Below are 22,955 nucleotides of genomic sequence, written 5' to 3' on the forward strand. Positions count from 1 at the left end.
CGTATTTGTAGACGATCTTTGTAAAGGTTTCAATCTGTTTCCTGCTGGGCAATCCTGAGGCTGCAACGAGTCAACCATCAGGAGAACAGAGATGAAACCAATCCTTGCATCAACCCTTGTCGCCCTCACGCTTGTTTTTTCCACCCAGCAGAGCGCTGCCGAGGGCAGTATGGGCCACTCAGCCGCTGCTGTGCATCATTCGGCCGAAGGGCTGGGATATGCCAGCATTGCTGGTGCGCAGGTTGTCTCCGGGGTGGTGGCGGTGCCACTGATGGGCAGTGGTCAGCTCGGTCAGGCCAGCGGTGCGCTGGGGGATGTGCTGTGGGCGACGGCCAATGACAGGGCGCGGCCGTTGCCGGTCACCGACAAGGTAATCAGCGCCGGGCCTGCGCCGGATCAGGCATTACAGTTGCAACAGGGAGGTGAGTGAGATGCGTACACTTCGAGTATTTCTGATGCTGCTTCTGCTCAGCGTTAGTGGATTGAGCATCGCCGGCAGTGGTAGTGGTGCGGAGGGTGCTGAACTGCGTTTCGATCCCGTGCAGACCGCAAGGCTGGCGAAACAGGTGGAGTACCTGGCCGCAGAACGGGGGGCGCGGGTGATCATCCTCGGCCGGGTGGGGCGGCCTGCTGATCAGTTGCCGGAGGGCGTGGAGTTCACCCATGTGGCTTTTGCGGTCTACTCGCAGATCACCACCGATGAGGGTGTCCAGCTGCCAGGTTATGTGGTGTATAACCTCTACCAGCGCGCCGATCAACCGGATGTGAGTGATCTGGTACGGGACTATCCGGCCGACTTTTTCGTCGCGGTTGAGCAACTCAAGGCGGGTATTATCATCCCCACTCCTGAGATGCAGCGCCGCCTGCTGCAGGTGATCGCCTCGGAGAGCTATAGCAAGTTGCACAATCCTGCCTATTCGGTGAGTGCAAATCCATACAATTCCCAGTTTCAGAATTGTACAGAGCACACTCTGGATGTGCTCAATGCGGCGCTCTACCAGACCGATGATGTGGCGCAGATCAAGGCCAACAACCGCGCCTACTTCAAGGCACAGCGGCTTTCGGTGGCACCACTGAAGCTCATGCTGGGTGCGCTGCTGATGCCCGATCTGTCGCTGCAGGACCATCAGGGGCCGCTGCAGACCGCTACCTTCAGCACTATTGCCGCCTATATGGAGAAGTATGGATTGGCCGATGAGGTGATCCGACTTGGCATGTAGTGATCCTGCAGGCCCTTGCGGAAGCAAACATGGGTGATCGTCAGGCAAAAAAAAGCGGGGCTCCGGTTTTTCCGGAGCCCCGCTATTTGGGTTTATCAGTTACCCGATTCGAAGGCGCCGACGTCAGGGGCGCTGCCGTTGTACTTCAGGCTCACGCCCTGGCCACTATTCCAGCTGAGTGAGCGGTCGAGAGTCAGGGTGTTGGTGTTGTAATCGATGCTGACAACTCTGGCAGCCTGACTGTCACCATCCAGCATGATCTCATCCCCCTGCTCGCCGGGGATGTCGAAGCCATCATAGAAGAAGCTGGCATCCTCGACCGGCAATTCGGTGCCGCTGCCGGCGCTCAGGGTCTGGGTCAGGATGGTACCGGCGTCGATTAGCGGGCTGTCGTTTTGCAGACGGAAATCGCGGCCGCTTTCGTCAATAAAGCGGGCGTCTGTGACCACCGATCCGTTGCGGAAGTTGCTGTCCCCGCTGTTCCACTCTGCGATGGTGCGCTGCGAGGTGGAGGTACGATTGCCGTTGCCCTTGACCGCCAGGAATTCCTGGTCACCACTGGCGTTGACGAAGATATTGGTGTCGAACTCATAACCGTCGCTACGATCGATGTAGGCCTGTACCGGCTTGCCCTTCAGGGTATTGTTCCACCAGTCCCAACGGCTGTCGTTGTTGACGAAGCTGCTGCCGCCGAGCAGGTTGTTTTTGAAGATGTTATCGAAGAACTTGTCACCGCCTGGCTGCAACCAGGTGCCGGCGAACTCGGAGGAGTGCATTACGTTGTTGTAGACCCGGTTGCCCCAGTTGTTTTTCGCTTCGACGCCATAGATCGCCATGCGTAGGCCGGGGCCAGTGGTGTCGTGGAAACGGTTGAGGCGGATGATGCCCTGCTGACCGGCATACTGGATGCCGGAAAAGGGTGACTTGTTGCCGGAGTTGGCGGTGTAGTCGAACTCATTGCCCTCGATCAGATTGCGGCGGGTCGAGTCATACTTATAGGTCTTGACCTGACCATCGCAATCGTAGACCTCACCGTCCTTCTGCTGATCGTTATAGAAGTAGTTGTTGCGCAGCACATTGTAGTTACCGCAGCGGATATCCCACAGTGCATGGTGGGCGTTGCGAATGGAGTTGCCCGCCACCAGATTGCGTTCCGAATCAACCAACGAGAGTGCATCGTCCGCGTTGTCCTCTAGGGTGTTGTTGAGGAAACGGTTGTGGCTGGCGTGGAAGAAGAAGATACCGGCCTTGGAGCCTGCAGTGTCGTAGGCCTGGCTGAAGCTGTTGTCACGCACGATGTTGTTATGCGCCTCCAGAAAGTAGAGCCAGCGTCCCACCTTTTCGACGGTGAAGCCCTGGATTACCACATACTCCCGGTCGGTCAGGTCGATGGCGGGCTTGAGAGTGGCGCCGGTGATGGTGACTGTCTCCGAGTCATAGTTGCGGAAGGTGACATAGTTGCCGGCCGCGCCATCGTTGCGCACCTTCAGCTGCTCCTTGAAGCGGCCTTCGCGGACATAGACGGTGTCGCCTGCCTGGGCGACGGCTGTGGCACCACTGAAGGAGTCGAAGGCGGTGTCGCTGCCACCGCCGCAGCTGCGGTCGATGATGGAGTAGTCGGTGCAGCTGGAGCTGCTGATCTGGTTGTCCACATAGTAGTTGTTCCCTGAACCACCAGCGCCGATTGCCTCAGATACGTTGATTGAGAAGGCGGGCAGGGCGACGCTGGATTGGCCATCTGTGACCTGGATGGTGATCCCGGAGTAGCTGCCCACATCGCCGCTCTGCGGGGTACCGCTGAGGGTGCCGGTATTGGTGTCGAACTGTGCCCAGGAGGGCAGGCTGCTGATGCTAAAGTCGAGATCATCGCCATCCGGGTCTGCAGCGCTGGGAGTAAAGCTGTAACCACTGCCAGCTTCGACTGAACGGGTGGGGTTGCCGCTGATGGAAGGGGCAGCACTGCTGGCTCCAACTTCGATGGAGAAGGCAGCGAGTGAGCTGCTGGCCTGACCGTCAGTCACTATCAGAGTGATGTTTTGGTAGACGCCAGCGTCACCCGTGCCAGGGGTGCCAGAGAGTTGCCCGGTCTGGTCGTTGAAGCTGGCCCAGGAGGGCAGGTTGGTGATGCTGAAGCTGAGTGCATCGCCATCCGGATCGCTGGCGCTGGGGGTAAAACTGTAGTTGCTGTTTTCTGCCACGCTGGAACTCGGGCTGCCGGAGATCGATGGCGCGCTGTTGCTGTTGCCACCAGAGGATGAGCCGTCGGTTACCTCGATGTTGAATACGATGTCGGCATTTGCATGGCCGTCGAAGACGCCGATGCGCACGTTCTGGTAGAGGCCCAGATCATTGGAGCTGGGGGTGCCGGTTATGGTGCCGTTTTCGGGGGCAAAGACAGCCCAGGATGGCAGGTTGGTGACATTGAAACTGAGTTGATCACCATCCGCATCGCTGGCGGTAGGGGTGAAGTTGAAAGTGGAATTCACCGCTACGCTGCTGACCGGTGTGCCGGAGATCAGCGGTGCCCGGTTGGGCCCGGCGCCCTGATTACCTGCCTGGATGATGCCGCCAAGCCGTACCTCCTGTAGATAGCGAGTGGAACCCACGAGTGAGGAGAAATCGTTGCTGACCGTATCGGGCAGAACCTGATCTACTGCTGTTGGGGTAACATTGCCGGAGAGCCGGTCGAGTGCATCGGCGAGGGCGGTCAGATTAGCGCTGTTGTCTACTTGGCGGGCGGCTGCCACCGAGCGGCGCGCCTGCTCGATCATGCGGCGGTTGATGCGTACATCCCCGGTCCGTTGGGTAACGGCGGGGGCGGTGGTCTGGATGGCACCGTCGAGAGCCGTGCTGGCGTCGACGTTATTGACCTTCAGGCGGTTGTGCATCGCTTCGTAGAGCACCTCGCTGGAGATTACGTGCAGCAGGGCGGCATAGCGCTGGCTGGCAGCATCGTCACCTTCACCGTCGAGGCTGCCATCCACCAGATCGTCGGCGAGAGCATCCATCACTTCATCTACGGTTACATTGCTGCTCAGCGCGTTGTCGCGTACCCGTCGTAGAGCCTCCGCCAGGGTCTCACTTGATTTGATCATCATCGGCAGATTGTTGTTGGTCAGTGAAGCGGTGATCGGGTCCGCCATCAGGGCGGGATCGAAACCGAAGTTAAGCAGTTCGATGACGGTGTCCCTGGCATTACTGACATTGCTGCTGGTGAGGCCGCCCTTGGCACGAGCCAGCTTGACGATCATGCTCGAATGGGGGTTGAGGTTAGCGTTCGACTGGGAGGCGTTGACGACCGTCGATTCCAGCTGGAAGTCCGGTGCCATGCCAGTCACCAGGTCGATGCCGCCTTCCGCTTCGATGGTGAGAGGGAAGGCGTTGGTGGGCACGCTGACATCAAACGAGTAACGTGCCATGCCATCTGAAGTGGTGGTGGCGAGGATGTTGTTGGAGGCGTCCCGCAGACGTACGGTTGCGTTAATAATGGGGCCGTCCCCCACGCTGCCACCGATGTTCAGTTGGGTGGTCTGTTCGCTGCCGCCACCGCTGTCGCCGATCGCCGGGGCAGTGCTGCTGTCACTACCGCCGCAGCCAGCCAGCAGCAGTGCGCTCAGCAGGGTGGGGATAAAAATTCGATTGATGCTAGGTGCGTACATGGTGGCACTCCGGTATGCGACTCAGTTGGTGCAAAGGTACGGAATCGGTGTAAAGAATTCCGACATCTGTGTCACATAGCACGGCTGAAAATTATGGATCTGAAGGTCGCTGGTGTGAATCGTGGGCTGCTTCTCATTAAGAGTGCGGTTTTTTTCACACCAATTGGGAAATGAAATCTTGTTGGCAAATGGTGAGGATTGGTCGGCAAAAGTGGTGATGTGAGCTGGCTCTCATCTGAAGTATCACTTTTGGCATCGATTGAGATTGGCCACTCCAGGAGTGCTGCTGGTTCAGAATTCGATACTCTGCTCCACCTTGGTACCGGCGTGGGGCAGAGTCAGGTCGGGAGGTGTTTCGCGGGGTTGCGTCGGAGGTGATGAGATTATTCTGGTCGCTCCAGAGGCGGTGTCTCTTTGATGTAGAGATCCTGTTTGCTGTAGGGGATCTCGATCCCCTCCCGGTTGAAGCCATTGTAGATGGCGGTCAGCAGACGGTCGACGGCCTGGCCGCGCAGCCTCGGCTCATCGACCCAGCAAAGTAGTTCGAAGTCGAGGCTGGAGCCGCCCAGGGCGCGAAATCGTACCCGGGGTGCAGGGTCTGAGCAGATCAGTGAATCCTGTTCGGCGATGCTGGTGAGCAGCTGGCGCACCTGCTCCACATCAGATCCATAGGCGGCTCCTACTGGCACCCGGATGCGATATTTCGGGTGAGGGCCGCCGCTTTCATTGATCACCTTAGCGTTGCCCATTATCGAGTTGGGGATGGTCAACTCCACATCATCGCGGGTCAGCATGCGGGTGCTGCGGATACCGATATGGGTAACCGCGCCCCGTTCGCCGCTGTCGAGCACGATATAGTCACCGATCTTATAAGGGCTGTCGGCGAGGATCAGCACCCCGGAGAAGAGGTTGGCTAGGGTGTCTTTGGCGGCGAAACCGACTGCGATGCCGACGATGCCGGCAGAGGCGAGCCAGGCGCTCATATCGATGCCCCAGGAGATGAAGATAAGGTAGAGCGCGATCGCAATGATCAGCAGTACCATCAGATTTTCGAACAGCGGCAGGGTTTGTGCTTGGATGTAGTTGAAGCGATGCGGATCGGCGGCGAGTGCCTGCAGGCCTGAGCGGGAGAGGCTGATGGCGAAGCGCATCCAGACGAAGATGCCGATAGTTTGCAGCAGCGCGATAGTCAGATGTTGGCTTGGTTCGCTGAGCGGCAGAAGATGTACCGCGATGGAGAAACCGGTCATCAGGATGGTGTAGAAGAGCGGTGTCTTGAGAGCGTCGACCAGAGCGTCGTCGAACTGGGCGCGGGTCAGTCCGGCGAGGCGCTTGAGGATACCCAGCAGGATCCAACTGATGCCCTTCGCCAGCAGCAGAGTGACGATAACAACCAGCAAGGACTGCAGATAGGGTTGATCGGGAAACTGGGCCAGCAGTGGCAGAACTTTGGCTTCAATCGACTCCATTGCGATCCTCTGCACTGTCAATAGGGATTGCAGAGGATTCTACCCCCTTGCGGGGGTTGTGAGGCATGGAAAATCTAAAGTGGACTCAGCTTAGCAATTGAATAGGCGCTCGATAGCGTCCAGTCCATCCTGCACGATCTCATCCAGCTCCTGGGGATCATCATCGTGCTCGTATGCGAGCATTGAGTAGGCGGCGAGGGATTTTAGGCCCAGCGCGATCTTGCTGACATCTGCGAGATTGAGGTCCGTGTTGGCCCTCAGGCTGCATTCTTCGCTCATGATACTGCCTCCGCGAATAATGGTAGGAGGCGTTATTGTTACTGGGTCAGCCGCCAGGCTGTCAAAGTGAGAGTTGCCTTGGATTGATCCTGGTCAACAATTGCTGCTGTTTTGTGATCCCGGTTCGCTCCAGCGCTACAGAGTTTGTGCTGTCACATCCACATAGAGACGGATCTTCTGTCCCGGCTGTAGATATTTTTCCGGTAGCTTATTCCACTTCCTGAGATCAGCCACGCTGACCCGGAAACGCTTTGCAATACGTGCCAGCGAGTCGCCGCGCCGGACCTTGTAGGCGATCTTGCTGCGCGTTCCGCTGGGTTGAGTGGTGGGCAGGGAGACGTGGGTAGAGGTGGCCTTGTTCACCCAGAACACCAGTTTCTGACCGGGTCGGATCGGGTCGCCGGGCGCCATGCCATTCCACTTTGCCAGCTTGCGATAGCTGATTCCATGACGCTTGGCGATCTCCCAGAAACTGTCGCCTTTTTGTACGATGTAGATCTGCTTGTTGCCCTTGCGGGACTTGCTCAGCAGCTTGTTTTTGCGCTGTTTGCTGCTCAAGGCGTAGTGGTTGAGGCGCTTGGTGGAGATCGGAATCAACAGGTGTTTGCCGGCGCGAATCTGATTGCCTTTCAGGTTGTTGACCTGTTGCAGCAGCTTGGTGGTGGTGCCGTGTTTGCGGGCGATCACGCTGAGGCTGTCGCCGCTGCGGATCTTGTAGCGTTTCCATCGCAGCCGCTTCTCTGCAGGCAGTGTCTCCAGCTCGGTGAGAAAGCCCTCTACCTTGTCGAGAGGTAGATTGAGCTGGTGCGGGCCGGCCGGGTCCGTGGCCCAGCGGTTGAAACCGGGGTTGAGCAGGTAGAGCTGTTCGATATCGATATCGGCCATCTCTGCGGCCAGTGCCAGGTCGAGCTGGGATTGGATGTCGATGGTCGCGAAATGGGGTTGGTCTGGGAGTGGTTTCAGGCTGATGCCGTGTTGCTCAGGATTGGCAAAGATGGCGCTGATCGCAAGTAGACGTGGCACATAGGCGCTGGTCTCCTTCGGTAGCTTGAGTGACCAGAAGTCGGTGGGCTTGCCCTTTTTCTGATTGCGGCGGATCGCCTTGCGCACATTGCCGGCGCCGCAGTTATAGGCGGCCAGCGCCAGTTCCCAGTCGCCGTCGAATTGTTGGTTGAGCGCCTGCAGATAGTCGAGGGCCGAGTGGGTGGCGGCAACAATGTCGCGGCGACCGTCATACCACCAGTTCTGCTTCAATCCGTAGAGGCGCCCGGTGGAGGGGATGAATTGCCAGAGGCCGGCAGCACGCCCGGGGGAGTAGGCGAAGGGCTGGAAGGCGCTCTCCACTGCGGGTAGCAGGGCGAGTTCGGTTGGCATCTGGCGCTTGTCGATCTCCTCCAGAATAAAGTGGAGGTAGGGAGCGGCGCGTTCCTGCAGTCTGCCAAGGTATTCTGGGTGGCTAGTGTACCAGTCGATCTCCCGTTGTACCCGGGCGTCTGCTGGGATCGGCAGTGAGAGGCCGAGTTGCAGACGCCGCCAGAGATCCTGCGGCGCTGGAGCTTCGGGCTCCCTGAAGGTGATCTGGTCAGAGAGCTCAGGGGGCTCGGTCAGGATCGGCTCAGGAGTGGACGTCTCGGAGATTTGCGGCTCTGCATCAGCGGGAGGAGTGGCAGGAGCGGCTGAAATAAGCTGCTGGCTGGCTTGGGTGGCGGCTTCTGTGACTGCCTGGCTATTATCTGCGTCTGCAGTGGCCTGCGGTAACAGGCTCATTGCCTGGCTGGAGGAGATGGCTGCGCTTGCCAGGAGGAGAGTAAGCGCGCGAACCGCGGTGATCTGCTGCATGGCAAGCCCCTGTCCCGTTTGAATGTGCCGATCGTCGAGGCTGGCAAATATAGGCAAATTGGCGATTAATTTCCATTTTCATATGCGCATCGTCCAGAATATGGGAATTATTATCACTGTAGATTAGGGGCAAACTGAGGAGTCTCTGGATGAATTTGGGCCGCAAGACTGCCGGCCATGATTCATTAGAGGCTCCCTGAGGTAAAGCATGCAGAGAGAGCTCCAAGCCTGGTTCGCGAGGATGCCAGGACAGGTGTTGGCAGAGCAGGAGCAGGCGTTGATCGAGGAGTGGGGAAGCAGCCTGTTTGGTTACCATGTGGTGCAGCTAGGTGCCCCCGCCGCGACGATGGACCTGCTGGCCACGTCACCCGCCCGGCATCGCATTCTGCTCAGCAAGGAGGACGGCGCAGGCGGCGCAAGTCCGGCTCTGATAGGCGACTGCACACGCCTGCCGTTTGCCACCGACAGCGTGGACGGCGTGGTGTTGCCCCATACCCTCGATTACTCGACTGATCCGCACCAGGCATTGCGGGAGGTGGAACGTATCCTGATACCAGAGGGGAGGGTGCTGATCACTGGCTTCAATCCGTGGAGTCTGTGGGGGATGTGGCAGCTGTTTCGGCTGCGTCGCAGGCAGCCCCCCTGGTGTGGTCATTTCTTCGGTGCGGGACGTATTCAGGACTGGCTTTCGCTGCTCGGCTTCGGCCTTGAGCGGATCGACTGGCTGATGTACCGTCCGCCCCTTGCCAGTCGGCAGCTGATGGAGCGGCTGGCCTTCCTGGAGAAGAGTGGCGCGCGTTTCTGGCCGATGCTGGGCGGTGTCTATCTGATTCAGGCGGTCAAGCGCACCTCGACCCTGACGCCTCTGCGACCGCGCTGGCGCATGGGCAAACAGGTGTTGCCGGCAAATGCAGTTGAACCCACCACAAGAAATTTACATGAATGATTTGATTGAGATTTTTACTGACGGTGCCTGCAAGGGCAATCCGGGGCCCGGCGGCTGGGGCGCGTTGTTGCGCTTCGGCTCACATGAAAAACGCCTCTGCGGCGGAGAGCCGGAGACCACCAACAACCGCATGGAGCTGATGGCGGTGATCCAGGCCCTGCGCGCTCTGAAGCGTGCCAGCCGGGCGCGTGTCACCACCGATTCGCAGTATGTGAAGAACGGCATCACCCAGTGGATCCACAACTGGAAGCGCAATGGCTGGAAAACGGCGGCAAAAAAACCGGTCAAGAACGCCGACCTGTGGCGCGAGTTGGATCAGGAGGTGGCGCAGCATCAGGTTGAGTGGGCCTGGATAAAAGGGCACAGCGGTCATCCTGAAAATGAGCTGGCGGATCAGCTGGCCAATCAGGGCATAGAGGGGTTGCGGTCACGATGAGACAGATTGTCCTGGATACAGAAACCACCGGTCTGGAGCCGCAGCAGGGCCACAGGATCATCGAGATCGGCTGTGTCGAGATGATCGATCGCCGTCTCAGCGGCAACAACTTCCATCAGTATCTGCAGCCCGATCGAGAGATCGATGCTGGTGCCATCGAGGTGCATGGCATCACCAATGAATTCCTTGCCGACAAACCGCGTTTTGCCGATCTGGCCGCAGATTTTCTCGACTATATTCGTGGTGCCGAGCTGATCATCCACAATGCGCCCTTCGATGTGGGGTTTCTGAACCACGAGTTACAGCTGATGGGGGCGGATTCGCCGCCGATCGGGGAGCTGTGCGCGGTAATCGATACCCTGGTGATGGCGAAGAAGATGCACCCGGGGCAGCGCAACAGCCTGGATGCACTCTGTAAACGCTACGATGTCGACAACACTCAGCGGGAACTCCACGGCGCGCTGCTCGATGCGGAGATCCTCGCCGATGTCTATCTGGCGATGACCGGTGGACAGGCTACTCTCTCCCTTGAGATGACCCGTGCTGAAGGGGAATCAACGGGCGATGTGGATGGGGGGATCCGGCGACTGTCAGCAGGTCGGCCAGCCCTCAAGGTGGTCAAGGCAAATGCTGTCGAGCTAGAGTTGCACGAGGCTCGTCTCGAGGCTATGGGGGAGGGGTGTATCTGGAGAAAAGAACTGCCTGTCGAGTGATCTGGCAGGAGTCTTTAAGCCCTTGATTGATTCGATGTGCGAACGCTATCGATTCCGTGAATGATATCGTTGAGTCGGGGCAGATCGAGTAACTGTACATGTTTTCGCTCGACCTTGAGTAAGCCCTCCTCCTGAAAGCGGGTGAAGAGCCGGCTGACTGTCTCCACCGCCAGTCCTAGATAGTTGCCGATCTCGTGGCGGGACATGCTGAGGAAGAAATCGGTAGCGGAAAAGCCACGCTTTTTGAAGCGCTCGGAAAAGCTCAGAAGGAAGGTGGCAAGGCGCTCTTCGGCACTCTTTTTGCCAAGCAGGGTGAGCATCTCTGTTTCCTGGCCGATCTCCCGGCTCAGCAGACAATACATCTGGTGTTGCAGGCTGGGCATGGCGCTGCTCAGCTCTTCGAGACTATCGAATGGGATCTCACAGACAGCAGTGGTCTCAAGGGCTCTAGCAGAGCAGCTGTGACGCTCGTTCTGGATCGCATCGAGTCCGATTAATTCGCCGGGAAGATGGAAGCCAAGCACCTGCTCGCTGCCATCTTCGCTTGGGGAGTAGGTCTTGACAGATCCGCTGGTGATGACTCGCAGACTGTGGAAATCATCACCTTCGCGGAATAGGTGGTCGCCACGGTGGAAGGGACGACCGCGTTTAACGATGCTGTCGAGCCTCTCTACATCATCCGGTTCCAACGCAACCGGCAGGCAGAGGGTTGCAAGACTGCAGTTTTTGCAGGCGACTTTGAGGTTCTCGAAAGAGACGACTTTCCGATTGGGCAAGCTACAACTCCGATGCCGGCATGAGATTTCAGCTCTCAATGGTGGATGGGGCTATTCTCCAAAGGTTATTGAGTTGGATCAAGCAATTTACGTATCGGATGTTGAGTGAAGGAATGATTTTTGCCAACAAATAACGCGGCTGTTCCCATGAAACCCGCCATCGGTCGCCGGATGGGGTGAGCTGAAGGCAATAAAAAAGGCCGAACCCGAAGCGGGCCGGCCCTTTTTACTATGCAACCGATCCTTTACTTGGATTCGGCCTGCGGAGCGGCGGGAGGCGGAGCCGGGTAGCCGTAAGGTGCGCCATAGGGAGCACCATAGCCATAAGGTGCGCCGTAACCGTAAGGTGCGCCATAGCCGTAGGGGCCGCCATAGTAATCACGGTAGCTATTGTAGCCGCGACCATAGCTGTTGCCACGGGCGTTGCCGCTCATGCCAAAGCTGAAGTCACCGGAGCCGTCGCCATAGCCATCACCCCAGCCGTCGTTGCCGTAGCCACGGTTGCCGCCCCAGGGGCCACCGCCCCACCAGGCAGAAGCAGCGGAAGATGCAACAATCAGTGCAGCTGCACCCACGACTTTTGAAAACTTCATCATATTTCCTTCCTCAACGTTCAGTGGATAGTTTGCCCGACTACAATGCCCCGTTGGGTGTTTGGAAATGACCCGCGAAGATCCTTCCGTACCGCTTGTTATCTATTTCCCCGCCGCCTGCGCGCCAGGTTGGCATTTATAGTTAAGCTGCGAAAATCGCCACCTGATTATAGTTGGGAGTAGGGGATATTCAACACCCGAGTGCAAGATAAACCCACCACGATGTCCAGCACTTTTGGGGGTATGCCATCCATGATGTGAATTGAGGGAAGCGGCTCGATCTGTTAATGTTTGCGCCCGTCCAGTTTTCTTCCTTTCCCAACACCCGAATGGCATGAGCAGATTCATTTTTATTACGGGCGGAGTCGTCTCCTCCCTTGGCAAAGGTATTGCTGCTGCCTCACTGGCAGCGCTGTTGGAAGCGCGTGGCCTCAAGGTCACCCTGATCAAGCTTGATCCCTACATCAATGTCGATCCGGGTACCATGAGCCCGTTTCAGCATGGCGAGGTGTTCGTCACCGAAGATGGTGCTGAGACAGATCTCGATCTGGGTCACTATGAGCGCTTCGTGCGCACCACCATGGGGAAGAACAACAACTTCACCACCGGTCAGATCTACGAGAGCGTGATCCGCAAGGAGCGTCGCGGCGACTACCTGGGTGGTACGGTGCAGGTGATTCCCCACATCACCAACGAGATCAAGGAGAGTGTGCTGCTCGGTGCGGGTGATGCCGACGTCTGTCTGGTGGAGATCGGCGGCACTGTGGGTGACATCGAGTCGCTGCCGTTTCTCGAGGCGATCCGCCAGATGGGGGTGGAGCTTGGCCATCAGCACGCCCTTTTCATGCATCTGACTCTGGTGCCCTACATCAAGGTGTCGGGCGAGATCAAGACCAAGCCGACCCAGCACTCAGTAAAAGAGCTGCGCTCCATCGGCATCCAGCCCGACATCCTGGTCTGCCGCTCGGAAAAACCGCTGCCCGAGGGCGAACGCAAGAAGATCGCCCTGTTCACCAATGTGGCGGAAGAGGCGGTTTTCTCCGCGGTGGATGCCGACTCAATCTACCGCATCCCGTTGATGCTGCATGCGCAGAACCTCGACGAGGTGGCGGTCAAGCTGCTGGGGCTGGATCTGCCTGCCGCCGACCTTAGCGAGTGGCAGGGCTACATAGACGGCTACGATGCCCTGCATGACGAGGTCCACGTGGCGATGGTGGGCAAATATGTGCATCTCACCGAAGCCTATAAGTCGCTCTCCGAGGCGCTCACCCACGCTGGCGTACATACTGGCAGCAAGGTGAAGATCCACTATATCGACTCCGAAAAGCTGGAGCAGGATGTGGGCGATCAACTGCGGGGGATGGATGCGATTCTGGTCCCCGGCGGCTTTGGCGAGCGTGGTGTGGAGGGTAAGATCGCTGCCGTCCGCTTCGCCCGCGAACAGGGCATCCCCTACCTGGGTATCTGTCTTGGCATGCAGGTGGCGGTGATCGAGTACGCGCGCAACGTGGCCGGTCTGACAGACGCGCACAGCACCGAATTCAATCCCGATTCCCCGAATCCGGTGATCGCCCTGATCACCGAGTGGCTGAATGCCGACGGTAAGCGCGAGCAACGGGATGAGAACTCCGACTTGGGCGGTACCATGCGTCTGGGTGGCCAGGAGTGTCGTCTGGAGCCCGACAGCAAGGTACGTGAACTCTATGGCGAGGAGGTGATCGTCGAGCGCCACCGTCATCGCTACGAATTCAACAACAGCTATCTCGACCGCATCGTCACCGCCGGCATGAAGATCGCCGGTCGCTCCATCGACGGCCGTCTGATGGAGATCGTCGAGATCCCCGACCACCCCTGGTTTATCGCCTGTCAGTTCCACCCGGAGTTCACCTCCCGGCCGCGCTATGGGCATCCACTCTTCTCCGGCTTCATCGAGGCGGCGCGCAAACACCGGGATGCGACAGCATGAACCTGTGTGGCTTCCCCGTCGGTCTCGATCAGCCGCTGTTTCTGATCGCTGGTCCCTGCGTCATCGAGAGTGAACAGCTGGCGCTGGATACCGCCGGCCAGCTGCAGGAGATCACCACAGCGCTGGGCATCCCCTTCATCTACAAGTCATCGTTCGACAAGGCGAATCGCTCCTCTGCCGGCAGCTACCGCGGCCCCGGTATGGAGCAGGGGCTGAAGATCCTGGAGCAGGTCAAGTCGAGCCTGGGGCTGCCGCTGCTGACCGATGTGCATGAGGATACCCCGCTGGATGAGGTCGCCGCGGTGGTCGATGTGCTGCAGACCCCGGCATTCCTCTGCCGTCAGACCAATTTTATCCAGGCCGTGGCTCGCCAGGGGCGGCCGGTAAATATCAAGAAGGGGCAGTTTCTTGCCCCCTGGGATATGAAAAACGTGGTCGACAAGGCGCGGGCAGTGGGCAACGAGCAGATTATGGTCTGCGAGCGCGGCGTTTCCTTCGGCTACAATAACCTGGTCTCCGACATGCGCGCCTTGGCGGTGATGCGTGAGACCAGCTGCCCGGTGGTGTTCGATGCCACCCATTCGGTGCAGCTGCCGGGGGGGCAGGGCAGCAGTTCGGGCGGCCAGCGCGAGCATGTGCCGGTGCTAGCGCGGGCAGCGGTGGCGGCGGGGGTGTCCGGCCTCTTCATGGAGACCCATCCCGATCCGGAGCAGGCGCTCAGTGATGGTCCCAACTCCTGGCCGCTGGACAAGCTACAGAGGCTGCTCGAAACGCTGCTGGAGATCGACCGGACGGTGAAGCGGCATGGCTTTGCCGAGCTGGCGCTGCAGTGACGGCCGGGCGGAAAGCTGACGCCCTGCTGCCTAACCTCCAAAAACCAAAAGTTTTCTGATTCGATAGACGGAGACAAAATGTCCGAGATTGTTGATATTCGCGGTCGGGAGATCCTCGACTCACGCGGCAACCCCACCATCGAGGCCGATGTGATCACCGCCGACGGCGCCATTGGCCGCGCCATGGTTCCCTCCGGGGCCTCCACCGGCTCCCGTGAGGCGCTGGAGATGCGCGACGGTGACAACAGCCGTTACCTCGGTAAAGGTGTGTTGAATGCGGTCGGCAACGTCAACGGCCCGCTGCGCGACGCCCTGATCGGTCAGGAAGTCACCGATCAGACCGCGCTGGATAACACTATGCTGGCGTTGGATGGCACCGATAACAAGTCCAAACTGGGCGCCAACGCGCTGCTTGGCGTCTCCATGGCGGCGGCCCACGCCGCAGCCCAGGAGCGCGCCCTGCCGCTCTACCGTTCGCTCTCCGCCGGTCCCTACCGGATGCCGGTGCCGATGATGAATATCATCAACGGCGGGGCGCATGCCGACAACAGCGTCGACCTGCAGGAGTTCATGATCCTGCCGGTAGGTGCCGGCTCGATCCGCGAGGCGGTGCGCTACGGCGCCGAGGTATTCCACGCGCTGAAGTCGGTCCTGAAGGGCAAGGGGATGAACACCTCGGTGGGCGATGAAGGCGGCTTCGCCCCCGACCTGAGTTCCAACCAGGAGGCGATCGACGTCATCCTCGAGGCGATCGACAAGGCCGGTTTCAAGGCCGGAAGCGATATCTACCTGGGCCTCGACGTGGCCAGCTCCGAGTTCTATCGGGATGGCAAGTATGTGTTGGCCTCTGAGAACAAGGCCTACACAGCGGCAGAGTTTACCGAACTGCTGGCCAGCTGGGTCGATCAGTACCCGATCATCTCCATCGAGGATGGTATGGACGAGAGCGACTGGGCAGGCTGGAAAATCCACACCGAGAAGCTGGGCAAACGGGTGCAGCTGGTGGGCGACGACCTGTTCGTCACCAACACCAAGATCCTGCAGCGCGGTATCGACGAGGGGATCGCCAACTCGATCCTGATCAAGGTCAACCAGATCGGCACACTCACCGAGACCCTGGCCGCCATCGACATGGCCAAGGCCGCCGGTTACAGCGCGGTGATCTCGCATCGCTCCGGTGAGACCGAGGACACCACCATCGCTGATCTGGTGGTGGCCACCGCCACCGGTCAGATCAAAACTGGCTCGCTGTCGCGCTCTGACCGGGTCGCCAAGTACAACCAGCTGATGCGTATCGAGGATCAGCTAGGCGACGAGGCGGTCTACGCCGGTAGAGACGCCTTCCCCATCCAGTTCTGAGCCTGCCTGCCCCCCCCCCCCGGATATCCGGGGGGGGGTGATTTGCTGCTTCCCCTGCACGCCCGGTGCGATTAAAGTTTCTCCGATGTCAGTTCGCTTTGCGGCTGATTTGAGTTCCAAACCCATCAACTGATCATCAGCTCAGACCATGCGTATCCTGATCGCGGTGTTGGCGATTCTATTCCTGTTTCTCCAGTTTCGCCTCTGGGTGGGGGAGGGCAGCCTGGCGGAGGTGAACAATCTCAAGCAGGAGATTGCCCGTCAGGAGCAGGCGCTGGCCGGGCTGCGTGAGCGCAACCGCCGACTGCAGGCAGAGGTGGATGACCTGCGCAGCGGCAAGGCGGCGATCGAGGAGCGTGCCCGCAGCGAACTGGGCATGATCAAGTCAGGCGAGATCTTTTACCAAGTGATCCAGAGCGACGAGGGGGTTGTGAGTGAATGAGCGATGCTGGGTGGTGGTGCCCGCCGCCGGTGTTGGACGGCGCATGGCGAGTGCGGTGCCGAAGCAGTATCTGCCGCTCAACGGCCGGCCGGTGATCGAGCATACCCTGAACGTTTTTCTTGAGCATCCGCGAATCGATGGAGTCTGCGTGGCATTGTCTGAAGATGATGGTTGGTGGGAGACGATCGGTTGTCGCAACCACCCCCGGCTGTTGCGCGCCCCCGGCGGTGCGGAGCGCTGTCACTCGGTGCTGCATGGGCTGGAGCGACTGGCGTCGCAGGCGGAGGATCGGGACTGGGTGCTGGTGCATGATGCGGCGCGTCCCTGCCTTCGCCGTGAGGATCTCGATCTGTTGCTGGATGAGTTGCAGGACGATCCGGTAGGTGGACTGCTCGGGGTGCCGGTACACGATACAGTGAAGCGCGTTGTCGCCGGCAATCAGGTGGAGGCAACAGTACCGCGCGAGGGGCTCTGGCGCGCCTATACACCCCAGATGTTTCGTTTTGCTCTGCTGAAAAAGGCGCTCTCTGACGCCTTGATAGAAGGGGCGCTGGTGACCGATGATGCCAGCGCGATGGAGTTGGCGGGGTTTCGGCCGCGGATGGTGGAGGGCCATGCCGACAACATCAAGATTACCCGACCGGAGGATCTGCCGCTGGCGGCCTTCTATCTGCGTATTATCTCAGGTGTTGGAGAGTAGCTGGCGCAGATCGCGGATCTCGGCCTTGGCGTGTTGCAAGATCGCCAGCGAATGGCGCGGGGTCAGCCGACCCAGGGCGAGCTTGTGGTATGCCGGCAGCAGATCGAGGCGTGGCAGCTGCTCCATGCGCGGGCTGCCCACATAGCTGTGCAGGCGGGCGATCAGCAGCAGGTCGGTGTAGTCCGGCTTCTCCTGAGGGTCGCGCATCCAGTCGTCGGCGTGTAGTGCGGCCTGCACAAAATCATTCTCGAAGCCCCACTTGCGCAGCACCATCGCACCTATCTCGTGCCGCAGGTTGTTGATCGTCTGATCCAGCAGCTGTGGATTGTCGATCAGTTCTGGGTAGCCGCGGGAGGCGTTGATGATCGGCAGGGTGCCGATGTTGTGTACCAGCCCTATCAGCAGCGCTCGGTCGGGGCTCATGCCTGGCGTGATGCGGCCTAGTTCGTGGCACACCGGGGCGACATAACAGCTGTGCTGCCAGGTCGAGCGCAGCTTGTTATTGAGGGCTTTGAAGCTGCTGTGGAACAGGGTGTGCAGGGCGAAGCTGATGACTAGATTGTGGGTTACGTTGTGGCCCAGGCGGGTAATCGCGTCGGGCAGGCTGTTGATCTTTGAGCGACCGCGGTAGGCGGCGCTATTGACGACGCTGATCAGGCGCGCGGCGATGGTGGGATCGGCTTGGATCACCCGGGCGATGTCGTTGCTGTCGGTGTCGGCGTTATTGACTACCTTGGCGATGCGGGTGGCGATGGAGGGCATCGAGGGCAGTTGCAGCTTGCCTGACTTGGTCGCCTCGAACAGCTCCCAGTAGAGCTTCGCCTCTGGTCCGCCCGACTCTTTCAACTCGATCCGGCCAGGCTGCATCTCGCTGCTGTCATCCGGCAGTTTGCTGATGCTGAGCACGATGTCGCGCTCCAGCTTGAGGATGGTGATTGCCCCGCGCGCGGTGATGTCGTATTGGTGGGGGATCCTGACCGAGAGCGGATAGGCGCAGCGCTCTGAGTCTGCGGTGTAGATGGCGCGCTTGCCGTCTTGCTGGACAAACTCGACCTCACCCTGCATCAGGAAGGTGATCTCGCTGCTCTGACTGCCCGCTTTGATCACGCTGTCGCCATCCACCAGGTGCTCGACAATCGCTTCGCTGGCGATGTGAGGCGCCACTCTGTCTGGCAGCTTCCACAACGGGTTGAATTCTTTTAAATCTAAAGGCCGGGCGACAGAGAGTGATCTAGCCATGTTGTTGATCATTGCAGGGATTGAGCAGGGGTGTTCGGTTGGGCTGCGGCGGTTGGCTCGTTACAATGCCGCCTCTCAGCATCGTTAGCGTCTGGGACGGTTGACTCTTTAAATTCAATATCGGGGGCGAGGCATGCGCATTGGGCAAGGCTATGATGCACACCGTTTTGCGGCGGGGCGACGTTTGGTGCTGGGTGGGGTGGAGATCCCGCATGAGCTGGGCATGCAGGCCCATTCTGATGGAGATGTGCTGATCCACGCGCTCTGTGATGCGCTGCTTGGTGCGGCGGCGCAGGGGGACATCGGCAAGCTGTTTCCCGATAATTCGGCGGAGTTCGCCGGTATCGACAGCCGCATCTTGCTGCGACAGGTGGTGGAACGGCTGCATCTGGCCGGTTTTCAGATTGCTAATGTGGATTCGACCCTGGTTGCCCAGCAGCCCAGGCTGGCTCCCTATATCGATCAGATGCGTGCGCATCTCGCCAATGACCTGAAGATTGATGTCAACCAGATCAGCGTCAAGGCGACCACCACCGAGAGGATGGGCTTCACCGGCCGCGGGGAGGGGATCGCCGCCTATGCGGTCGCTCTGCTGCAAGAGTGAACGGTTCGATCCCTCCTTTTTGCCGGCTGCTGCAGGAGATGCCCTGTGCCAATGGTAGGCCCCTCGGCACCGGACTGATCCGCAGTTCTGCGGATGATTTCCAGGTGGATGAGCAGCTCGGCTTCGCACCCGATGGGGAGGGCGAGCATGTGCTGCTACGGATCCGCAAACGGGATACCAACACCATCTGGCTGGCAAAGCAGATCGCCCGTCTGGCGGGGGTGCCGCCGCGGGATGTGAGTTACGCCGGACTGAAGGATCGCCATGCGGTGACCACCCAGTGGTTCTCGGTACGGCTTGCTGGCAAGCCGGAGCCTGACTGGTCGCAGCTCAACTCCGATCTGCTGGAGCTGCTCGAACAGGGGCGGCACCGCCGCAAGTTGCGGCGGGGGGCGTTGCAGGGCAATCGGTTTTGTCTGACGGTTCGGCAGCTGCAGGCGGATCGGGGGGGCTTGGAGGCGCGATTACAACGCTTGCGACACCAGGGTGCACCCAACTTCTTTGGCGAACAGCGCTTCGGTCATGGCTATGGCAATCTGGCCCAGGCAGATGCAATGTTTGCCGGCAGTGCCGGGCGGCTCGATCGCAAGCTACGGGGTTTGTTGATCTCTGCTGCCCGTTCGCAGCTGTTTAATGCGGTGTTAGCGAAGCGCATTGCTCGGGGTGATTGGCAGCGACCGCTGCCGGGGGAGCGTCTAGTGCTGGATGGTTGTCACTCCAGCTTTCTGGTGGATGAGCCGGATCAGGCGCTGCTGTCGCGCTGTGAGGCGCTGGATGTGCACCCCTCCGGGCCGCTGTGGGGTCGGGGCGAGAGCCTGGTGGAGGCTGAGGTGCGCGAGCTGGAGTCGGCAGTGCTGGCGCCCTTTGAATCCTGGCGCAATGGTCTGGAGTTTGTCGGGCTGGAGCAGGAGCGCCGCGCTCTGCGCATGCGTCTGGATGACCTGCAGTGGGAATTCCCGCAGCCTGATCAGCTGGTACTCAGTTTCGGTCTCGAGGCGGGTAGCTATGCCACCATGGTGTTGCGGGAGCTGCTGGAGGTGACGCCTCCCACGCCGCCGTAGCCGTCAACGCTGCCACTGCTCCTGTTTTGGGGTGCGTAACAGCACATAGGCGGCGCCGGTGCCGCCGTCGCGGCGGGTGGCGGAGGTGAAGGCAAGTACATCGTCGCGTTGCCGCAGCCAGATGTTGAGCTTCTGTTTGAGCACCGGTTGGTGATCTGCTGAGCCATATCCCTTGCCGTGGATGATGCGGGCGCAGCGCACCCGGTGCCGATGACACTCCTGCAGAAACAGGCCGAGGGTTTCGCGGGCGTAGCTGACATTCATGCCGTGCAGATCAAGCTCCAGGCCGACCTCGAAGCGTCCGCGGCGCAGCTCGCTGATCACCCGTTTCTGTACCCCTGGGCGGGAGAATGACAGCTCGTCGGTGGCCTCGATCTCCTGATCGAAATAGAGGTCTCTGTCGCCGAAGCCGTCGTCCGGCTCGCTCAGGTTGAGCGGACGGGGCGGTCGGCGCTTGCGGTAGGGTGCGGCTCGCTTTTGGGGTAGGGGGGCTACGTCGTCCATGGCCTCCTGGAAGGCCGTCCGGTCTGCTTCATCGATTTTGTTTTTCATCGGTTCAGAACAAAAAATCTGGATGGCCTGTCGGGCCCTGGGTGGTATTAAGCCCTTCGACCGGCGTTGGCAAAAAGGGTTCGTCGACGGGCTATGATCCTGTCACTCTGCAGGTGATGTTACCATGCCTCTTTTCCAGTATATTTGGCCCCCATCATGAAAATTCTGCTGAGCAACGACGACGGCTTTCAGGCCCCCGGGCTGGCGGCACTGACCGAAAGCCTCTCCCCGCTGGGGGAGATCGTTGTGGTGGCGCCGGAACGCAATCGCAGCGGCGCCAGCAATTCGCTGACCCTGGAGCTGCCGTTGCGCGCCCATACGCATGACAATGGCTTTGTCAGCGTCGATGGCACCCCCACCGATTGTGTGCATCTGGCGATCACCGGGTTGCTCGAGGAGGAGCCGGATATGGTGGTCTCCGGGATCAATGCCGGTGCCAATATGGGGGATGATGTGCTCTATTCAGGCACGGTGGCGGCGGCCACGGAGGGGCGTTTTCTTGGCCTGCCGGCGATTGCGGTTTCGATGAATTCTCACAATCCGGATCACTATGCGACTGGCGCGCGGGTGGCGCGGGAACTGGTCGAGCGTCTGTTGCAGAGGCCGCTTCCTTCTGAGGTGATTCTCAACGTCAATGTACCCGATCTGCCGTTTGAACAGCTGAAAGGCATGCAGGCGACCCGTCTGGGACACCGCCACAAGGCGGAGCCGGTGGTTCGGGCGGAGGATCCCCGGGGCAAGACAATCTATTGGGTGGGGCCGGCGGGGGCCGAACAGGATGCCGGGCCGGGTACCGATTTTTATGCAGTGCGCGAGGGGTATGTCTCGGTGACGCCGTTGCAGGTCGATCTGACCCGGCATAGCGCGCTGGATAGCGTCGGGGCCTGGCTAGCATGAGCCTGTTGCGCCCGGAACACCAGGGAATCGGTATGACCTCTCAGCGCACCCGCGAGCGGCTGGTGCAGCGTCTGCGCAACAGTGGTATCCATAATCTGGCGGTGCTGGAGGTGATGCGCACCACACCGCGCCACATCTTTGTCGATGAGGCACTGGCGAGCCGGGCCTATGAGGATACCGCATTGCCGATCGGCCATGGTCAGACCATCTCGCAGCCCTATACGGTAGCGCGTATGACCGAGGCGCTGCTGGAGGCGGGGCCACTCGGAAATGTGCTGGAGATCGGTACCGGTTCAGGTTTTCAGTGCGCGGTTTTGGCGCAACTGGTGGGGCGGGTCTACAGTGTCGAACGCATCGGCGCCCTGCTCGAACGGGCGCGGCAGCGACTGCAGGAGCTTGGTCTGCGCAATGTGCGTCTGAAACACAGTGATGGTGGCATCGGACTGCCAGAGTATGCGCCGTTTGATGCGATCCTGGTGACGGCGGCTCCTGAGGGAGTGCCACAGCGTTTATTGCAGCAACTCAATATTGGAGGGCGTCTGGTGTTGCCGGCGGATACCGGTAATGGGCAGGTGCTAATGCGAATCCTGCGCACCCCTGATGGGTTTGAGCAGGAGCGATTGGAAGCGGCCAATTTTGTGCCATTAAAAGGAGGGTTGCTTTGATGCGCCTGTTTTCTGCGCTCTATAGTCGTGCCATGCAATGGTCGCGTCATCCCCATGCGCCACGGTATTTGGCCGGATTGAGCTTTGCCGAGTCATCATTTTTTCCTATTCCTCCGGATGTGATGCTGGCTCCGATGAGTCTGGCGCAGCCAAACCGGGCCTGGTATCTGGCCGCTCTGACCACGGCTGCTTCGGTATTAGGTGGTCTATTGGGCTACTTTATCGGTGTGTTTGCGTTTGAGCTGATCGAACCCTGGTTGCATGAGCTGGGCTATTGGGAGAAGTATCTCCATACCAAGATCTGGTTCGATGAGTGGGGCTTCTGGGCGATCTTTCTGGCTGGTTTTTCGCCGATTCCCTACAAGGTATTCACTATCACGGCAGGGGTGATCGCAATGGCGTTGTTCCCTTTTCTGCTAGCTTCGCTGGTGGGGCGGGGTGCGCGTTTTTTCCTGGTTGCGGGGCTGATGGCCTGGGGAGGCGAGCGCATGGAGGTGGCACTGCACAGGTATGTGGATCGGCTAGGCTGGATGCTGATCGTGCTGTTTGCGGTGATCTTCCTTATTATGTAACTGCCTATTTATAGTGGATCGCAGCGTCTGGCGCCGGGCTGGTATGGCTAGCGTGAATAAGACGGGTGTGGTTAGTTGTTCTTGCTTCCGTGCCATTTAGGGTCATACGGGGATAAAGGAGATTGCTTTTCAACG

General features: G+C 59.6%; 23 protein-coding genes. 15 read left to right on the forward strand and 8 right to left on the reverse strand.

The window, feature by feature from the left end; all coding sequences use genetic code 11:
- Positions 1-91 precede the first annotated feature (91 nt).
- Complete coding sequence (locus L0Y14_RS04555; RefSeq protein ID WP_005961788.1) at positions 92-430, forward strand: hypothetical protein; 339 nt, start codon at positions 92-94, stop codon at positions 428-430.
- Between the two features lies 1 nt (position 431).
- Positions 432-1,220 carry a DUF2145 domain-containing protein gene (locus L0Y14_RS04560; protein WP_006475207.1) on the forward strand — a complete coding sequence of 263 codons (789 nt, stop codon included), beginning with the start codon at positions 432-434 and terminating at the stop codon, positions 1,218-1,220.
- A 95-nt stretch (positions 1,221-1,315) separates the two neighbouring features.
- On the opposite strand, the gene L0Y14_RS04565 is transcribed toward L0Y14_RS04560, so the two are convergent.
- The 4 genes from L0Y14_RS04565 to L0Y14_RS04580 all read right to left on the reverse strand — a co-directional run bounded on the left by L0Y14_RS04565 (position 1,316) and on the right by L0Y14_RS04580 (position 8,466).
- Positions 1,316-4,879 (reverse strand): putative Ig domain-containing protein, encoded by a 3,564-nt coding sequence (locus L0Y14_RS04565; protein WP_006475208.1) that lies wholly within the window; start codon positions 4,877-4,879, stop codon positions 1,316-1,318.
- A gap of 383 nt (positions 4,880-5,262) precedes the next feature.
- Positions 5,263-6,348 (reverse strand): mechanosensitive ion channel family protein, encoded by a 1,086-nt coding sequence (locus L0Y14_RS04570; RefSeq protein ID WP_006475209.1) that lies wholly within the window; start codon positions 6,346-6,348, stop codon positions 5,263-5,265.
- Positions 6,349-6,438: 90 nt separating this feature from the next.
- Positions 6,439-6,627 carry a hypothetical protein gene (locus L0Y14_RS04575; RefSeq protein ID WP_005961780.1) on the reverse strand — a complete coding sequence of 63 codons (189 nt, stop codon included), beginning with the start codon at positions 6,625-6,627 and terminating at the stop codon, positions 6,439-6,441.
- 135 nt (positions 6,628-6,762) lie between these two features.
- Positions 6,763-8,466 carry a lytic transglycosylase gene (locus tag L0Y14_RS04580; protein WP_240991682.1) on the reverse strand — a complete coding sequence of 568 codons (1,704 nt, stop codon included), beginning with the start codon at positions 8,464-8,466 and terminating at the stop codon, positions 6,763-6,765.
- A 208-nt stretch (positions 8,467-8,674) separates the two neighbouring features.
- Between L0Y14_RS04580 and L0Y14_RS04585 the strand changes: the two genes are divergently transcribed.
- From L0Y14_RS04585 to dnaQ, 3 genes are read left to right on the forward strand one after another with little or no spacing between them, the layout of a single operon-like run.
- A complete protein-coding gene (locus tag L0Y14_RS04585; protein ID WP_005961776.1) occupies positions 8,675-9,412 on the forward strand; it encodes a class I SAM-dependent methyltransferase in 738 nt (245 codons plus the stop codon).
- Positions 9,405-9,848 (forward strand): ribonuclease HI, encoded by a 444-nt coding sequence (gene rnhA, locus L0Y14_RS04590; protein ID WP_006475211.1) that lies wholly within the window; start codon positions 9,405-9,407, stop codon positions 9,846-9,848. The genes L0Y14_RS04585 and rnhA overlap by 8 nt, the downstream gene beginning before the upstream one ends.
- Positions 9,845-10,561, forward strand: a complete 717-nt coding sequence (gene dnaQ / locus L0Y14_RS04595; RefSeq protein ID WP_005961772.1) for a DNA polymerase III subunit epsilon — start codon at positions 9,845-9,847, stop codon at positions 10,559-10,561. The genes rnhA and dnaQ overlap by 4 nt, the downstream gene beginning before the upstream one ends.
- A 14-nt stretch (positions 10,562-10,575) precedes the next feature.
- Here dnaQ and fnr read toward each other — a convergent pair whose 3' ends face one another.
- The gene (gene fnr, locus L0Y14_RS04600) at positions 10,576-11,337 is read right to left on the reverse strand and encodes a fumarate/nitrate reduction transcriptional regulator Fnr (RefSeq protein ID WP_006475212.1); all 762 of its coding nucleotides are present in this window, start codon (positions 11,335-11,337) and stop codon (positions 10,576-10,578) included.
- A gap of 245 nt (positions 11,338-11,582) precedes the next feature.
- A complete protein-coding gene (locus L0Y14_RS04605; RefSeq protein WP_006475213.1) occupies positions 11,583-11,933 on the reverse strand; it encodes a sulfur globule family protein in 351 nt (116 codons plus the stop codon).
- A 331-nt stretch (positions 11,934-12,264) separates the two neighbouring features.
- Between L0Y14_RS04605 and L0Y14_RS04610 the strand changes: the two genes are divergently transcribed.
- From L0Y14_RS04610 to ispD, 5 genes are all read left to right on the forward strand, one after another.
- A complete protein-coding gene (locus L0Y14_RS04610; RefSeq protein WP_006475214.1) occupies positions 12,265-13,896 on the forward strand; it encodes a CTP synthase in 1,632 nt (543 codons plus the stop codon).
- Complete coding sequence (gene kdsA, locus L0Y14_RS04615; protein ID WP_006475215.1) at positions 13,893-14,729, forward strand: 3-deoxy-8-phosphooctulonate synthase; 837 nt, start codon at positions 13,893-13,895, stop codon at positions 14,727-14,729. The genes L0Y14_RS04610 and kdsA overlap by 4 nt, the downstream gene beginning before the upstream one ends.
- A 78-nt stretch (positions 14,730-14,807) precedes the next feature.
- Positions 14,808-16,088 (forward strand): phosphopyruvate hydratase, encoded by a 1,281-nt coding sequence (eno, locus tag L0Y14_RS04620; RefSeq protein ID WP_005961760.1) that lies wholly within the window; start codon positions 14,808-14,810, stop codon positions 16,086-16,088.
- A 148-nt stretch (positions 16,089-16,236) separates the two neighbouring features.
- Positions 16,237-16,530, forward strand: coding sequence for a cell division protein FtsB (gene ftsB, locus L0Y14_RS04625; protein ID WP_005961758.1), 294 nt, complete (start codon positions 16,237-16,239; stop codon positions 16,528-16,530).
- A complete protein-coding gene (gene ispD, locus L0Y14_RS04630; RefSeq protein ID WP_005961756.1) occupies positions 16,523-17,230 on the forward strand; it encodes a 2-C-methyl-D-erythritol 4-phosphate cytidylyltransferase in 708 nt (235 codons plus the stop codon). The genes ftsB and ispD overlap by 8 nt, the downstream gene beginning before the upstream one ends.
- On the opposite strand, the gene L0Y14_RS04635 is transcribed toward ispD, so the two are convergent.
- Positions 17,213-18,394, reverse strand: a complete 1,182-nt coding sequence (locus tag L0Y14_RS04635) for an HDOD domain-containing protein (RefSeq protein WP_006475217.1) — start codon at positions 18,392-18,394, stop codon at positions 17,213-17,215. The two genes, ispD and L0Y14_RS04635, sit on opposite strands and share 18 nt — an antisense overlap.
- Positions 18,395-18,602: 208 nt before the next feature.
- On the opposite strand from L0Y14_RS04635, the gene ispF reads away from it, so the two are divergent.
- Together ispF and truD are read left to right on the forward strand one after the other, a co-directional pair.
- On the forward strand, positions 18,603-19,073 hold the full coding sequence (gene ispF, locus L0Y14_RS04640) for a 2-C-methyl-D-erythritol 2,4-cyclodiphosphate synthase (RefSeq protein WP_040819767.1): 471 nt from the start codon (positions 18,603-18,605) through the stop codon (positions 19,071-19,073).
- A complete protein-coding gene (gene truD, locus L0Y14_RS04645; protein ID WP_006475219.1) occupies positions 19,070-20,134 on the forward strand; it encodes a tRNA pseudouridine(13) synthase TruD in 1,065 nt (354 codons plus the stop codon). The genes ispF and truD overlap by 4 nt, the downstream gene beginning before the upstream one ends.
- A gap of 3 nt (positions 20,135-20,137) precedes the next feature.
- Here truD and L0Y14_RS04650 read toward each other — a convergent pair whose 3' ends face one another.
- Positions 20,138-20,686: a Smr/MutS family protein gene (locus tag L0Y14_RS04650; RefSeq protein ID WP_006475220.1), complete on the reverse strand. Its 549-nt coding sequence runs from the start codon at positions 20,684-20,686 to the stop codon at positions 20,138-20,140.
- Between the two features lie 156 nt (positions 20,687-20,842).
- On the opposite strand from L0Y14_RS04650, the gene surE reads away from it, so the two are divergent.
- The 3 genes from surE to L0Y14_RS04665 are packed head-to-tail and all read left to right on the forward strand — an operon-like array spanning position 20,843 to position 22,820.
- On the forward strand, positions 20,843-21,583 hold the full coding sequence (gene surE, locus L0Y14_RS04655; protein ID WP_006475221.1) for a 5'/3'-nucleotidase SurE: 741 nt from the start codon (positions 20,843-20,845) through the stop codon (positions 21,581-21,583).
- Positions 21,584-21,588: 5 nt separating this feature from the next.
- A complete protein-coding gene (locus L0Y14_RS04660; protein ID WP_420887016.1) occupies positions 21,589-22,248 on the forward strand; it encodes a protein-L-isoaspartate(D-aspartate) O-methyltransferase in 660 nt (219 codons plus the stop codon).
- A complete protein-coding gene (locus tag L0Y14_RS04665) occupies positions 22,248-22,820 on the forward strand; it encodes a YqaA family protein (protein WP_006475222.1) in 573 nt (190 codons plus the stop codon). Before L0Y14_RS04660 ends, L0Y14_RS04665 begins: the two co-directional genes overlap by 1 nt.
- The last annotated feature ends 135 nt before the right edge of the window (positions 22,821-22,955 follow it).

The sequence above is a fragment of the Candidatus Endoriftia persephonae genome, from assembly GCF_023733635.1.
GTDB classification, from domain to species: domain Bacteria; phylum Pseudomonadota; class Gammaproteobacteria; order Chromatiales; family Chromatiaceae; genus Endoriftia; species Endoriftia persephonae.